The 14,614-nt window shown below is 41.3% G+C and carries 12 protein-coding genes and 4 tRNA genes; 2 read left to right on the top strand and 14 right to left on the bottom strand.

Annotation, left to right across the window (positions count from 1 at the left end):
* Window positions 1–21: 21 nt before the first annotated feature.
* The 3 genes from rimM to ffh all read right to left on the bottom strand — a co-directional run bounded on the left by rimM (window position 22) and on the right by ffh (window position 2,332).
* On the bottom strand, window positions 22–567 hold the full coding sequence (gene rimM / locus PR809_RS13930; protein WP_047757188.1) for a ribosome maturation factor RimM: 546 nt from the start codon (window positions 565–567) through the stop codon (window positions 22–24).
* Window positions 568–585: 18 nt separating this feature from the next.
* Window positions 586–834 carry a 30S ribosomal protein S16 gene (rpsP, locus tag PR809_RS13925; RefSeq protein WP_004264823.1) on the bottom strand — a complete coding sequence of 83 codons (249 nt, stop codon included), beginning with the start codon at window positions 832–834 and terminating at the stop codon, window positions 586–588.
* Window positions 835–970: 136 nt separating this feature from the next.
* Window positions 971–2,332 carry a signal recognition particle protein gene (gene ffh / locus PR809_RS13920; protein ID WP_102139730.1) on the bottom strand — a complete coding sequence of 454 codons (1,362 nt, stop codon included), beginning with the start codon at window positions 2,330–2,332 and terminating at the stop codon, window positions 971–973.
* A 387-nt stretch (window positions 2,333–2,719) separates the two neighbouring features.
* Between ffh and PR809_RS13915 the strand changes: the two genes are divergently transcribed.
* Window positions 2,720–3,511, top strand: coding sequence for a cytochrome C assembly family protein (locus tag PR809_RS13915; protein WP_102139731.1), 792 nt, complete (start codon window positions 2,720–2,722; stop codon window positions 3,509–3,511).
* Window positions 3,512–3,553: 42 nt separating this feature from the next.
* Window positions 3,554–4,840 (top strand): CNNM domain-containing protein, encoded by a 1,287-nt coding sequence (locus PR809_RS13910; RefSeq protein ID WP_206276198.1) that lies wholly within the window; start codon window positions 3,554–3,556, stop codon window positions 4,838–4,840.
* A gap of 87 nt (window positions 4,841–4,927) precedes the next feature.
* On the opposite strand, the gene luxS is transcribed toward PR809_RS13910, so the two are convergent.
* From luxS to lplT, 11 genes are all read right to left on the bottom strand, one after another.
* A complete protein-coding gene (gene luxS / locus PR809_RS13905) occupies window positions 4,928–5,443 on the bottom strand; it encodes an S-ribosylhomocysteine lyase (protein ID WP_166267719.1) in 516 nt (171 codons plus the stop codon).
* A gap of 151 nt (window positions 5,444–5,594) precedes the next feature.
* On the bottom strand, window positions 5,595–7,154 hold the full coding sequence (gene gshA, locus PR809_RS13900; protein WP_102139734.1) for a glutamate--cysteine ligase: 1,560 nt from the start codon (window positions 7,152–7,154) through the stop codon (window positions 5,595–5,597).
* A gap of 196 nt (window positions 7,155–7,350) precedes the next feature.
* Window positions 7,351–7,427: transfer RNA gene (locus PR809_RS13895), tRNA-Arg, on the bottom strand.
* A 94-nt stretch (window positions 7,428–7,521) separates the two neighbouring features.
* A tRNA-Arg gene (locus PR809_RS13890) sits at window positions 7,522–7,598 on the bottom strand.
* A 138-nt stretch (window positions 7,599–7,736) separates the two neighbouring features.
* Window positions 7,737–7,813, bottom strand: a tRNA-Arg gene (locus PR809_RS13885).
* Window positions 7,814–7,824: 11 nt separating this feature from the next.
* Window positions 7,825–7,917: transfer RNA gene (locus PR809_RS13880), tRNA-Ser, on the bottom strand.
* A 435-nt stretch (window positions 7,918–8,352) separates the two neighbouring features.
* On the bottom strand, window positions 8,353–8,538 hold the full coding sequence (gene csrA, locus PR809_RS13875) for a carbon storage regulator CsrA (RefSeq protein WP_004264815.1): 186 nt from the start codon (window positions 8,536–8,538) through the stop codon (window positions 8,353–8,355).
* Window positions 8,539–8,766: 228 nt separating this feature from the next.
* Window positions 8,767–11,394: an alanine--tRNA ligase gene (gene alaS / locus PR809_RS13870; RefSeq protein WP_206276197.1), complete on the bottom strand. Its 2,628-nt coding sequence runs from the start codon at window positions 11,392–11,394 to the stop codon at window positions 8,767–8,769.
* Window positions 11,395–11,720: 326 nt separating this feature from the next.
* Entirely contained in the window at window positions 11,721–12,788 is a 1,068-nt protein-coding gene (recA, locus tag PR809_RS13865; RefSeq protein ID WP_102139736.1) for a recombinase RecA, read from the bottom strand.
* Between the two features lie 104 nt (window positions 12,789–12,892).
* Complete coding sequence (pncC, locus tag PR809_RS13860; RefSeq protein ID WP_102139737.1) at window positions 12,893–13,396, bottom strand: nicotinamide-nucleotide amidase; 504 nt, start codon at window positions 13,394–13,396, stop codon at window positions 12,893–12,895.
* A 14-nt stretch (window positions 13,397–13,410) separates the two neighbouring features.
* Complete coding sequence (lplT, locus tag PR809_RS13855; protein ID WP_166267723.1) at window positions 13,411–14,613, bottom strand: lysophospholipid transporter LplT; 1,203 nt, start codon at window positions 14,611–14,613, stop codon at window positions 13,411–13,413.
* Window position 14,614 lies beyond the last annotated feature (1 nt).

Raw genomic sequence — 14,614 nt, 5'->3', positions numbered from 1 at the left:
CAAAACCGTTCAACCGGAGATTTAAAAACCAGGATCCCAATCCACTTCAATAAGTTTGGCATCGAGATCGACTTTCTTGATAACCTGCCCATCAAGAAACGGAACCAACCGCTCCTTGATGCCAAATGCATCTTTTAAGTTCGCCTTAATGACCAGTACATCATTTGAACCAGTCTCCATCATGTCAGTGATGGTACCAAGATCATACCCTTGTAACGTCACTACGTGGCAGCCCATCAGGTCTTTCCAGTAGTATTCGTTTTCTAATTCAGGAAGTTGGGTTGAATCAACCGCAATTTCAAAATTAGTCAAGAGTGCTGCTGCATCGCGGTCATCGACCCCGTTCAGCTTGACGATGATATCCTTGTTATGATGTTTCCAATCTTCAATTTCAATGTGTTGCCATTGACCTGAACGTTGGATAAACCAAGGCTGATACTCAAAAATACTTTCAGCATGTTCGGTGGACGAAAAAACTTTGAGCCAACCACGAATACCGTATGCCGCACCTAATTTCCCCAATACTATTGGGTTTTCAGGTGGCTGTAGTTTAGTTTGCTTGCTCATTGTTACCACCGCGACAGATTAAGCTGCTTTCTTAGCTTGTTTGACCAGTTGTGCAACACGGTCAGAAATAGTTGCGCCTAAGCCAACCCAATGCTCAACACGGTCTAGGTCTAAACGCAGTTCTTCTGCTTGACCTGCAGCGATCGGGTTGAAGAAACCGATACGCTCAATGAAACGACCGTCACGCGCATTGCGGCTATCGGTTACAACGATTTGGTAGAACGGACGTTTTTTAGCGCCGCCACGAGATAAACGAATTGTTACCATAACATCCTCATTAGTTAACAAAACAACCAGACTCCATCGAGGGATAGAGTCCGGCTGTCATATAAAAAGCCCGAAAAGTTTACTCACTTTGACGCAAAAATCAATCAAAAGTGCGTTTTGTTTGAGGCTTTATTGCTTAACGCCCCGGAAAACCCGGTGGCATCATACCTTTCATGCCGCGCATCATCTTGGCTAAGCCGCCTTTTTTCATTTTCTTCATCATGCGTTGCATATCATCAAATTGTTTCAAGAGGCGATTAACTTCTTGCACAGTAGTTCCCGAACCTGCCGCAATACGACGTTTTCGCGAGCCTTTAATAATTTCTGGTTTTTCACGTTCTTTACGTGTCATGGAATTAATCATCGCTTCCATACGAACGGTGATTTTATCATCCATTTGGGACTTAACGGCATCGGGTAACTGAGACATTCCAGGCATTTTGCTCATCATACTCGCCATGCCGCCCATATTACGCATTTGCTTTAATTGACTTAAAAAGTCATTTAAATCAAAGCCATCTCCCGTTTTAAGTTTTTTAGCAAGCTTTTCAGCTTCATCACGGTCAACTTTATGCTCAATCTCTTCAATCAGAGAAATCACATCACCCATGCCAAGGATACGCGACGCGACGCGTTCTGGGTGGAATGGTTCTAAGGCATCAGTTTTTTCACCAACACCTAAGAATTTAATAGGTTTCCCCGTAATCGCACGAATTGAAAGTGCCGCACCGCCTCGAGCATCACCATCGACCTTGGTCAATACAACCCCTGTCAGTGGTAAGGCTTCATTAAATGCTTTCGCTGTGTTTGCCGCATCCTGCCCTGTCATCGCATCAACGACGAATAAGGTCTCAACTGGCTTAATAATGCGGTGAACTTCTTGGATTTCTTCCATCATCGCTTCATCGACGTGTAAGCGACCTGCGGTATCCACCAACAACACATCGTAGAATTGCAATTGTGCATGTTTTAATGCTTTTTGAACAATTGCTGCGGGTTTTTCTTGTACTTCTGAAGGGAAAAAGTCTATTCCAACACTTTCAGCTAATGTCTCTAATTGTTTAATCGCTGCGGGGCGATAAACGTCAGCTGAGACAACTAATACTTTTTTCTTCTGTTTTTCTTTTAGATGCTTACCTAATTTTGCAACGCTGGTTGTTTTACCTGCACCTTGCAAGCCCGCCATTAAAACAACTGCGGGGGGTTGTGCGGACAAATTAAGTTGGTGGTTTTCGTCCCCCATCGCCCTAGTCAGTTCATTTTGAACTATTTTAATGAACTCTTGGCCGGGTGTTAGACTTTTATTGACATCTTGCCCAACGGCATTTTCTTTAACTTTTTGAATGAATTCACGGACAACTGGTAAAGCAACGTCAGCTTCCAGTAAGGCCATGCGAACTTCGCGTAGTGTTTCTTTAATATTTTCATCAGTTAGACGGCCACGCCCACTGATATTGCGCAACGTGCGCGATAGTCTGTCAGTTAAATTATCAAACATATGTCTTAGCTCAATTCTGTTGATGGGCCGATGTCAGCCTGATCTGGTTGCTAATACAGATAATTTCAAGTGTGCATTATCTAACAACTTGAATTATAAGCATCAATGCCTTCACTATGATGAAGGAAAACCAACACTAAAAATAATCGCGGCAAAATAATGCCACCATTGTAACATGCTCGCAGTTTTTTCGCTGCCCCCTGTTTGAAACAGATGATACAGGTTATTATGGTTTGAGTTTAATAATACAAACCAAGCCAGTAGGCGCATGAAATGCTATCAGCAACGAATATATTGCGATTGGCCCGTCCAATAGTTGGAGCCTACACTCGTACAAGTTATACTATGAAATAACTTTCCACTAAAAATGATTAACGACACTATACTATGCCCGTATTTGCAGTCATAGCAGTTTGTACATACATGGTCAGTCTATTACTGATCGTCCCCGGCCAAGTGCGCAAGCAGCCACTTTACCGCTATCTCGCACTTTTTCTTGCTGTGATTGCGTTAGTGACTCACGCAATTACATTGAAATTTTTGATTTTTAGTGAAGCCGAAGGACAAAACCTCACACTGCTGAATTTAGGCTCAACAGTGAGCTTACTCATGTGTGTGATTATGACTGTTGTCGCTTACTGGGGAAAAGCTTGGTACTTAACACCCATCGTCTATAGTTTTGCCATCATTAACTTGATGTTGTCGACGCTAATGCCTGGGGAGTTTATTACGCATCTCGAAGCGCGAGTACCACTTTTTGTTCACATTGGCTTGGCTTTATTGAGCTATGCAACGCTTCTTATTGCCGCTTTATATGCATTGCAAGTGGCTTTAATTGACCATCAGCTAAAAAACAAAACCTTAAAATTTAGCCCCGATATGCCTCCTATGATGGTGATTGAACGTAAAATGTTCCACGTCACTCAAGTTGGCGTCATTTTGCTAACTCTTACCTTATGTACCGGTTTTATTTATATGGATAATATTTTTGATAAAGAAAATATTCATAAATCGGTGTTATCCGTGATCGCCTGGTTTGTTTATATCACTCTACTTTGGGGGCATTTCCATGGAGGATGGCGAGGTAAGCGCGTCCTATTTTTCCATGTTGGTGGCTCAATCATCTTAACTATGGCTTTTTTTGGTAACCGTTTAATACAGGAGTTTATGGTATTTTGACACAAATAAAGCCACGACTTTCACAATATAAGGAAACTTGTTTTGGATGATGTGTCCACGAGTACGCTAATCATCATATTGATTGTTTTAATTTTTATGTCAGCCTATTTCTCTGCATCAGAAACAGGGATGATGACGCTAAACCGTTATCGGTTAAAACATTTAGCAAAACAAGGTAATCGCTCAGCGATCCGCGTTGAAAAACTTCTTAGACACCCTGACAAACTGTTAAGTCTAGTCCTTATTGGTAACAACTTAATCAACATAGTCGCATCCGCATTAGCGACGATTATCGGTATGCGGCTGTATGGTAACGCAGGAGTCGCGATATCGACAGGGATCCTGACTTTTGTGATCCTCATTTTTGCAGAAGTCATGCCCAAAACACTGGCAGCGCTGTACCCTGAAAAAATCGCATTCCCAAGTAGTTACTTCTTAAAACCATTGCAAGTAGTCATGATGCCTATTGTTTGGGCATTTAATACTATTTCAGCGCTACTGTTACGCTGCATTGGGGTGAAGTCACTAACCGCACGAACTGATGCAGTTAATAAGGAAGAACTACGTACCATTGTTAACGAATCAAAGCATAAAATTAGCCGCCGAAATCAAGACATGTTGATTTCAATTCTAGATTTAGACAAAGTCACTGTCGGCGATATTATGCTGCCAAGGAATGAAATTGTTGGTATTGATGTCAATGATGACTGGAAATCAATTATTCGGCAGCTCACCCACTCACCTCATGGCCGTATTGTGTTATACCGTGACTCACTTGATGACTCCATTGGTATTTTACGCGTCCGCGAAGCCTACCGTCTCATGATGGAAAAGCGTGAGTTTAATAAGCAAAACCTCATTAAAGCTGCGGATAACATTTATTTTATTCCTAACAGTACACCATTAAATATTCAGTTAGTTAACTTCCAGCACAATAAAGAAAAACTTGGGATCATTGTTGATGAATACGGTGAAATTCAAGGCCTTATCACTGTCGAAGATATATTAGAAGAGATAGTAGGTGACTTCACAACCTCTATGTCACCATCTTTGGCTGAAGAAGTATTGCCACAAAGTGACGGGAGCGTTCTTGTAGACGGTTCTGCGAATATTCGTGAACTGAATAAGGCTTTTGATTGGAATCTCCCTATAGACGGTCCTAGGACGGTTAATGGCATGGTTTTAGAGGTCATCGGTGATATTCCACAACTTGAAGAGCAAATTGTGGTAGGCCATTACCTTATCGAAGTATTAGCGATGAGTGAAAATATCGTTAAACAAGTAAGGATCACGCCTCTTACATTTAGTTCTCAAGTCCCTGACCTTTGATTTAGTCATAAACTTGCAATCTAATTCTCATATAAAAATAAAAAGAGCCTTAATTGGCTCTTTTCATAGAGAATATTTGATAAAAAGCTAAACGTGTAGCTGTTCAAGTTTCTCTGCCGGTAATGCTAATTCATCATTTTTATTGATGCCAATTTCTGATGCAAGAACATTACGTGCAATTTGCTGGGCTTCTTCCAGTGAGTGCATTTTGTATGTACCACACTGATAGACATTCAATTCAGGGATCTTGTTTTGGTCTTTCACTTGCAAAACATCTTCCATTGCAGCCTTCCAGGCCTTAGCAACACGCAGTTCATCTGGCTGGCCGATAAGGCTCATATAAAAACCAGTACGGCACCCCATTGGTGAAATATCAATAATTTCAACACCATTTCCGTTAAGATGATCACGCATAAAGCCTGCAAAGAGGTGCTCTAAAGTATGCGTCCCTTTTTCTGTCATGGCTTCTTCATTGGGTACAGTAAAACGCAAATCAAAAACTGTGATGGTATCACCGCTTGGTGTTTTCATGGTTTTTGCCACACGTACAGCAGGTGCTGACATGCGAGTATGATCGACAGTAAAGCTATCTAATAATGGCATTTCGTGACCTCCTCGAAAATAAAAAATATTTTCTAAAATAAATGAAACTATTTTGAAAATACAGAGTCTGAATTATTGAAAGACGCGCAATTTGTTATCATCCCTAATTCTCTAAGAGATTTTTTTTGGCCACCTAGCGTGGCCATTTCTTTTAGCGTCCTGCATGAATGCGCAGATAGTCCTCAAAGCTTTCGCTCTCACTTTGTTCCATCTTTGCTTGCTTCTCTATTGAAGCTAATCGTGCTTGTTCAAATTGCTCTTCAGTTATCACTTCATACGGCTCATTCACTAGCTGTTCAAAATATTTTTCAGCTAATTCTAACCCGTAACCACCAATACCTTTTTCTAACATTTCATCCATAACAAGCGCTGAATATGTGAGAGTTGGGTCTTTAAACATAGCGAAAAATTGGTGACAAACTTCTTGATATTTGGCATCACAACAAGTGTCTAACACTTCAGCTACGCGGATCAAGTCATTAAATAATTGCTGTCCAACGTCAACTAGTGGTTTAACTTCGCTGCCACAGCCGAAACCAATCACTTGGCCTGGTTTACGACCTTCAAGAATGACACGATTCCAGTTTTGACGACAGCAGTCTAATTCCTGTGCATTCATTTCAGGTGCATCAGCAAGTACACACCATATTAAGAATAGATCAACAAAACGTGCTTGAGTTTCATTAACGCCTATCGCACTGAATGGGTTGATATCCAGTGAGCGGACTTCAATGTACTCAATACCACCACGTAATAACGCATCAGAAGGTGATTCACTGCCTTTAGGTACGCGTTTAGGTCGTATTGGAGCGTAGAGCTCATTTTCAATTTGTAGCACATTCGTATTCAGTTGAATATATTTGCCATCTTTTTTAACACCCAGTTTTTCAAATTCAGCAGAAGGCTTATAAATGGCTTTTTTCAGGCTTTCGACATATTCATCCAATTTATTGAATGTGATGTTTAAATCACTCTGTGATTTATTTGTATACCCTAAGTCACTCATGCGTAATGATGTCGCATAAGGCAAGTAATACGTACCACAGTCCGTTTTATCAAATGATAGCGTTGTCTCCCTATCTTTCAAAAAAGAGCCGCAGATAGCCGGAGATGCGCCAAATAGATAAGGAATAACCCAACCGAAGCGATAGTAATTTCTAATCAGGCGTAAATAGCCTTCAGAAATTTTTTCTTTACCACTTTCTGCGTCTTCAATTCCTGCCCATGCTTGCCAAAATTCGATCGGCAAAGAGAAGTTATAATGCACCCCTGCTATCGTCTGCATCAAAGCACCATAACGATTTTTAAGGCCTTCACGGTACAGTGTTTTAAACTGCCCCACATTAGAAGAACCATATTGTGCAAGAGTGATTCTATCTTCACTTTCAATAAAGCATGGCATACTCAACGGCCACATTCTTTCATTCTGAAGGTGACGAGCTGTATAACGATGCAAATCCCGCAAAAAAGCCAAATTATGGCTAATGCTTTTATCTACAGGAGTAATAAATTCGAGTAAGGACTCCGCAAAATCTGTCGTGATCCATTTATGTGTTAAAGCTTTTCCCAGCCCTTCTGGATGCAAGGTCTCTGCAATTGCGCCTGTAGGGGTTACACGCAATGTTTCACGCTCTATACCACGTTGAATACCATTTAGTGTTTCTGGGTGCGCCTCTAACCATGAGAGCGCTTTCGATACGTCCGGGATCAAGTCGACCTCCCGCCTGTGATGTTAATTTATTTTATTAAGGCAATTACTTTAGCCTAAATCACATAAATTGTCGCTGTCTAGATGTGTGGTTTATGAGGGAATAAATCAAAGTGGTATAGAAAATACGATTTAGTTAATTTTATAAATGACAATTTTGGGCAAAAAAAAACTCCTCAAATGAGGAGTTTCTTAATGATGGTGCATCCGGGAGGATTCGAACCTCCGACCGCTCGGTTCGTAGCCGAGTACTCTATCCAGCTGAGCTACGGATGCAAAATTTGGTCGATAGTAAATCGATAGTTTCAATAACTATTATTGAGTTAAATTAAAAGGTATTATTGATATTGCTAAGTTATTAGCTAAGAGATGGTGCATCCGGGAGGATTCGAACCTCCGACCGCTCGGTTCGTAGCCGAGTACTCTATCCAGCTGAGCTACGGATGCATACTTAATGCAAGATGTGCTGCTCTCTCAAACTTCTGTATCAACTTCTACTTCTATAAATCAACTTCTTAGTTACTGTCTTGTTTTGCTGCTAAAACCAAAACAATACCCCATCAGATTTTCTCATAGGGTTAAAGATGGTGCATCCGGGAGGATTCGAACCTCCGACCGCTCGGTTCGTAGCCGAGTACTCTATCCAGCTGAGCTACGGATGCATAATCTAAAATGGCGGTGAGGGAGGGATTCGAACCCTCGATGCAGCTTTTGACCGCATACTCCCTTAGCAGGGGAGCGCCTTCAGCCTCTCGGCCACCTCACCATATTTTAGTTACACACGATTTGTTTTTTCAAACATCTCGTTGCTGTGTGGCGCACATATTACTTTCCTAGACTTAGAAGTCAAACAATTTTTCCAAACTTTTTGCATTCCGTTGTCCGTTTGCACATTTCACAAGCAAGATGATTAGTTTAACACCGAAAAAGATACTTTTCAGCCCTTATGACACTAACTTTATAAACAAAAACACAGGGACAAAATTATTCTATAAATGAATAAAAATAAGTTCACAGGATTGACTAGCCTATCTTTCAAACAAAAGGGAACAAAATTTCAGTACAAGGAAACCTAAGACTAAACAATAAAATGAGTTTGACGCTAGAGAATTATAAAACGAAAGGGTATTTTTAGAAATAATACGAGTAAGACAAGCGCCCATTCTTGCTGTGTGGTCAATCATTGGACGCTTATTCATTATTATTGATTATCTGGTTGAGTCTTTTCAGCCTGGATCCGTTGATAAATTTCTTCACGGTGAACAGAAACTTCTTTTGGGGCATTAACACCAATACGAACTTGGTTGCCTTTGACACCCAATACAGTAACTGTTACCTCATCGCCTATCATGAGTGTTTCACCAACTCGACGAGTCAGAATAAGCATTCTTTGCTCCTTGAAATATTAAAAGAGTCGGGTCTCTAGGTATCCCCCGCTATTGTCCATCACACACCGTGAAAACGTAAAGCAATGACATTCACCTAAAGCATTGATGCCATCAATACAAGCATTCTAATTATTTACAAGCAAAATATAGCACTACAAACGATACATTAACAATGCCGCAACAGATTAAAGTTGCCTCATTTTTCAATGAGGCAACTTTGTAAGTGCTTACAGGCGTGCTTCAACCCATTCTTCGACACTCGCCATAGCAGCAGGTAATGCGCTAGCGTCAGTACCTCCTGCTTGAGCCATGTCTGGGCGGCCACCACCTTTACCACCTACCTGACTTGCAATGTGGGAAATCAAATCCCCTGCTTTAACTTTAGCCGTCAAATCATTAGTTACCCCAACGATCATACTGACTTTATCACCACTTGTTGTTGAAAGCACGATAATCGCTGATTTCAACTGATTTTTAAGGTCATCAACCATAGTTCTCAATAACTTAGGATCAGTATCTCCTAATTGATTGACTAACAATTTGATGCCTTTCACCTCTTTCGCTTTGCTACTTAGTGAAGCACTTTCTTGAGATGCTTGTTGACCTTTTAGTTGCACAATTTCTTTTTCGAGCTGGCGAGATTTGTCCAATGCCGCTTTTACTTTCTCGACAAGGCTATTCATATCACCTTTTACTAAGTGTGCAATTGCCGAAAGTTGCTCTGATTGATGATGAATGCTTTCAATCGCCATTGTGCCTGTCGTCGCTTCAATACGACGAACGCCTGCTGCCGTACCAGATTCACTCAAGATACGGAATAAACCAATATCTCCAGTGCGGCGCGCATGTGTACCACCACATAACTCGATAGAGAAATCACCCATACTCAGAACGCGCACGCGCTCTTCATATTTTTCACCGAACAATGCCATAGCACCTTTTGCTTTAGCGCCTTCTAAATCCATCAGCTCAGTTTCAATTTCTAAGTTTTTACGGATCTGCGCATTCACGATATCTTCTACTTGACGTAGTTGATCTTGTGTCATCGCCTCAAAATGAGAGAAGTCAAAACGCAAGTATTTATCATTAACCAGTGAACCCTTTTGAGAAACATGGTCGCCTAATACTTGGCGTAATGCCGCATGCAGTAAGTGCGTTGCTGAGTGATTTAAACGGATAGCATCACGTCTAGCGTTATCCACGAATGCAGTAATTCTATGGTTAACAACCAGCGAACCCGCTTCTACTTGACCAATATGCCCAATCGCTTGACCATATTTTTGCGTGTCCGTGACTTTAAAACTCGCGCTCTCATTATTTAAATAACCCGTATCACCGACTTGCCCACCAGACTCTGCATAAAATGCTGTTTTATCTAGTATAACTAAGCCTTCTTCACCCGCATTCAAGCTGTCTACAGGCTGGCCATCTTTATATAGTGCAGTAATAGTGGCTTGTTGCTCATCATATTGATAACCGGAGAATTCACTACGCTTATCAACTTTAATTAAAGAGTTATAATCCGCGCCAAAACCACTGGATTCACGTGCACGACGACGCTGGTCTTCCATCGCTCGCTCAAAGCCGTCTTCGTCGACTTTAATATTGCGTTCGCGGCAAACATCTGCCGTTAAATCGATTGGGAAACCATAGGTGTCATATAAGCGGAATGCAGCTTCACCATCCAGAGTATCCCCTTTCAGTGAAGCAAGTTCTTCATCTAATAATTGAAGACCGCGTTCTAAAGTACGAGCAAATTGCTCTTCTTCGGTCTTAAGAACTTTTTCAACCATAGCTTGCTGGCGTCCAAGTTCATCTGCCGCAGACCCCATGACTTTAATCAGTGGCGCAACTAATTTGTAGAAGAAGGTGTCTTTTGCACCAAGCATATAACCGTGACGAACAGCACGACGGATAATACGACGCAACACATAACCACGACCTTCGTTCGATGGAATAACGCCATCGCTAACAAGGAATGCACAAGAACGGATATGGTCAGCAATAACACGTAATGATTTGTTTTCTAAATCTGTCGCGCCAGTTGCTTTAGCTGCAGCTGCGATAAGTTCACGGAAAATATCAATTTCATAGTTTGAATTAACGTGCTGCAATACCGCAGAAATACGCTCTAAGCCCATTCCTGTGTCAACTGAAGGTTTTGGTAGAGGTTCCATTGTCCCGTCAGACTGACGGTTAAATTGCATGAACACCAAGTTCCAAATTTCAATATAGCGGTCACCGTCTTCTTCAGGGCTTCCTGGAGGCCCACCCCATATATGATCACCGTGATCATAGAAAATCTCGGTACATGGGCCACAAGGACCTGTATCACCCATCTGCCAGAAGTTATCTGACGCATATGGTGCACCCTTGTTATCACCGATACGAATAATACGCTCAACTGGAATACCAATTTCTTTATTCCAGATATCATAAGCTTCGTCATCAGTTGCGTAAACGGTCACCCATAACCTTTCTTTTGGTAAGTTAAACCACTCTTCGCTGGTCAATAACTCCCAAGCAAAACGAATAGCGTCATGCTTAAAGTAATCACCAAAGCTAAAATTGCCTAACATTTCAAAAAATGTATGGTGGCGAGCAGTATAGCCCACATTTTCTAAGTCGTTATGTTTACCACCTGCACGCACACAGCGCTGCGCAGTTGTCGCTCGGGAGTATGCTCTTTTATCCAGGCCAAGAAATACATCTTTGAACTGGTTCATCCCTGCGTTTGTGAACAATAGTGTAGGGTCATTATTTGGCACTAGTGAACTACTAGAGACCACTTGATGACCTTTTGTATGAAAAAAGTCGAGAAACGCTTGACGGATCTCAGCGGTGCTTTTACTCATATTTATCCCGATATCAAGCTGGAAACAGAATTACGAATTGTTGAGATGGAATGTAACATCACCTCTAATCAACTCTCCGATTGAAAAGTGACTGATAAGATAAAGTCTCTTTGTGCAGAAGTAAAATATAGATACATCCATTCGCAGCTTTCATTGTAAAGCGTCTAGATATTTTCTGAAAGTATGTTTATACGTTTCACTGGTGTATTTTTCCACAGAAAAACTGTTCAATAAACTATTAATGCAATAGGTGTAAAATAAAACAGGCGCCACCACATCAGTGGAGCGCCTATAAATTATCAATTAATCAATCAATTAGGTTGATATTAAAATTCTTCTGGTGTTTCTTCTTCATCAGCATCATTGATAAAGTCTGTTGCCGCACTGCTAAATTCACCGGTGTGGTTCAATAGCATTTCACGCAGTTTGGTATCAATTTCTTGAGCGACTTCAGGATGCTCTTTTAAATAATTTGTTGAATTAGCTTTACCTTGGCCAATCTTGTCGCCGTTATAGCTATACCAAGCCCCAGCTTTTTCAATTAACTTGTGTTTTACACCCAAGTCAATTAGCTCACCAAAGGTATTAATACCTTCACCATACAAAATTTGGAATTCCGCTTGTTTAAACGGTGCTGCAACTTTGTTTTTTACTACTTTAACGCGAGTTTCACTACCGACGATTTCCTCGCCATTTTTCACAGCACCAATACGACGGATATCTAAACGAACAGATGCGTAGAATTTTAATGCATTACCGCCCGTTGTTGTTTCTGGGTTACCAAACATAACACCAATCTTCATACGAATTTGGTTGATAAAGATCAGTAGAGTGTTAGATGTCTTTAAGTTACCCGCTAATTTACGCATTGCTTGGCTCATCATACGAGCTGCTAAGCCCATATGTGAATCACCAATTTCACCTTCAATTTCAGCTTTCGGTGTTAACGCAGCAACGGAGTCAACGATGATCACATCAACTGCGCCTGAACGAGTTAATGCATCACAAATTTCTAGCGCTTGCTCACCTGTATCAGGTTGAGAACACAGTAAGTTATCGATATCTACGCCTAGTTTTTTAGCATAGATAGGGTCTAAAGCGTGTTCAGCATCGATGAAAGCACACGTTTTACCGCTACGTTGTGCTGCTGCAATAACTTGCAGGGTTAATGTTGTTTTACCTGAGGATTCAGGGCCGTAGATTTCAACAATACGACCTAGTGGCAAGCCACCAGCACCCAATGCAACATCAAGGGATAAGGAGCCTGTTGAGATAGTTTCAACATCCATAGAGCGATCTTCACCAAGACGCATAATGGAGCCTTTACCAAATTGTTTTTCAATTTGGCCTAATGCTGCTGCAAGTGCTTTTTGTTTGTTTTCATCAATAGCCATGTTTACTCCCTAAGTGCAATGATTTGACCACTGCAAATAAAACGATTGAATTCGGTTTGTTGAAATTAATTATACTGTATAATCATACAGTATCAAGGAAATTTTTAATTTAACTGTTTTAAAAGTGTTTCAAGTATATAAACTGTTGATTGAAAACGAACTTCATTTCTGTTTCCTTGAAACACTCTATGTTGTGTAGTGACAAATACCGTTTGGTCTGCCTGTTTTTGTGCAAAACCAAACCATACCGTACCAACAGGTTTTTCTACACTACCGCCCCCAGGGCCTGCTATCCCACTAACTGAAACAGCGAAATCTGCACTGGCTTCTTGTAAAGCACCTGTCGCCATTTCAGTCACAACTTGTTGGCTTACAGCGCCATATCGCTGTAAAGATTCATCCTTAACACCGATCATCTGATGCTTTGCTTCATTGCTGTATGTCACAAAGCCACGCTGAAAGTAATCTGAACTACCCGATATATCGGTTAAAACCTTAGCGACCCAGCCCCCAGTACAAGACTCTGCGGTTGTGACTGTTTTACCCTGTTCTTTCAGTTTTAGCCCAACCTGAATACTCAGTGTTTCAAGCAGCTTCTCATCTATCATGATGTTATCTACCTTTATACCATTTTTTTACGAGCACGATCCCAAACCCATAAACCCGCAATCGCAATTGCGAAGACAGCACCAAAACCAATACCCGCATTCACAACTGACAAACCTGCTTTAATTGCTAATGAGTACAAGCCTAACATAATCAGCATTGCACTATTTTCACCTAAATTTTGTACCGCGATCGCATTCCCTGCCCCAACGGTCTCCTTCCCTTTTTCTTGCAATAATGCATTCAACGGAACGACAAATAAACCGCCAAAAATACCAAGAATAATTAAAATAAAATAGGATGGAATAATATTAGTTTGCAACGAAAGTAACACCACCATTACCCCGATAATAACGCCAGCAGGGATACAACGATAAACCGTTTTTAAAGTAATAAATTTGGCAGCAAGCCCAGCACCTGCGACTATTCCCACCGCAACCATGGCATTTAGAATAGTTGGTGTTGTGTTGTCTTGTAACCCCAACGCCACAGGTACCCATGCAACGAGCAGAAAACGTAGCGTTACCCCAGCCCCCCAAAACAAGCTGGTTCCTACTAGTGAAAAACGGCTTTCTTGGTTTGCCCATAGCACGCGACAAGCACTAAAAAAAGACGTCATCAATAATTTAAGATCCCAACCTTTTCCAGGCCTCGCAGCTTGTAAGTGTGGAATGAAAAAATTCGCGATAACGGCTAATGCGTATAGTACAGCACATGTTCCCAGCGCTAAGATTAAGTTAATATCGGAAAGCATTCCGCCAACAACTGACCCCACTAAAATGGCTGCGATTGTTGAAGCTTCCATGACACCATTGGCCTTAACGAGGTTATCTCCCCCGGTCAGTTCCCCCAAAATACCGTATTTAGCTGGTGAATATGAAGCTGCGCCGATTCCCACTAACCCATAACAAAGGAATGGGTTTAGGCCAAAACAAATCCCTAATGCCCCAATAAACTTGAAGATGTTAGAAAACAGCATCACGCGTCCCTTTGAGAACCTATCTGCGATTTGCCCAACAAACGGTGCTAAAACGATGTACGTAAAAACAAACACCATTTGCAGGATAGGATGACTCCATTCAGGGTAAAATTCGGCTTTTAGCTGGGCTAATATGGCGAATAATAATGCGTTATCTGCAAATGCAGAGAGAAACTGTGAAGCAAGAACGGCTTTCATCCCTCTGCTCATTAACGGTGAATTGGAAGTACTTTCTTGCATC

The organism is Providencia sp. PROV201, from assembly GCF_028479545.1.
Classification (GTDB): Bacteria; Pseudomonadota; Gammaproteobacteria; order Enterobacterales; family Enterobacteriaceae; genus Providencia; species Providencia huaxiensis.
The sequence above is the reverse complement of the archived record's forward strand: the minus strand, read 5'-3'. Positions and strand labels throughout refer to the sequence as shown.

Excerpts from the sequence above, each read along its gene's own strand:
- PR809_RS13915 (WP_102139731.1), top strand. The coding sequence starts at position 2,720 with ATGCCCGTATTTGCAGTCATAGCAGTTTGTACATACATGGTCAGTCTA.
- luxS (WP_166267719.1), bottom strand. The coding sequence starts at position 5,443 with ATGCCATTATTAGATAGCTTTACTGTCGATCATACTCGCATGTCAGCA.
- ffh (WP_102139730.1), bottom strand. The coding sequence starts at position 2,332 with ATGTTTGATAATTTAACTGACAGACTATCGCGCACGTTGCGCAATATC.
- rimM (WP_047757188.1), bottom strand. The coding sequence starts at position 567 with ATGAGCAAGCAAACTAAACTACAGCCACCTGAAAACCCAATAGTATTG.
- rpsP (WP_004264823.1), bottom strand. The coding sequence starts at position 834 with ATGGTAACAATTCGTTTATCTCGTGGCGGCGCTAAAAAACGTCCGTTC.
- pncC (WP_102139737.1), bottom strand. The coding sequence starts at position 13,396 with ATGATAGATGAGAAGCTGCTTGAAACACTGAGTATTCAGGTTGGGCTA.
- alaS (WP_206276197.1), bottom strand. The coding sequence starts at position 11,394 with ATGAGTAAAAGCACCGCTGAGATCCGTCAAGCGTTTCTCGACTTTTTT.
- csrA (WP_004264815.1), bottom strand. The coding sequence starts at position 8,538 with ATGCTTATTCTGACTCGTCGAGTTGGTGAAACACTCATGATAGGCGAT.
- lplT (WP_166267723.1), bottom strand. The coding sequence starts at position 14,613 with ATGCAAGAAAGTACTTCCAATTCACCGTTAATGAGCAGAGGGATGAAA.
- recA (WP_102139736.1), bottom strand. The coding sequence starts at position 12,788 with ATGGCTATTGATGAAAACAAACAAAAAGCACTTGCAGCAGCATTAGGC.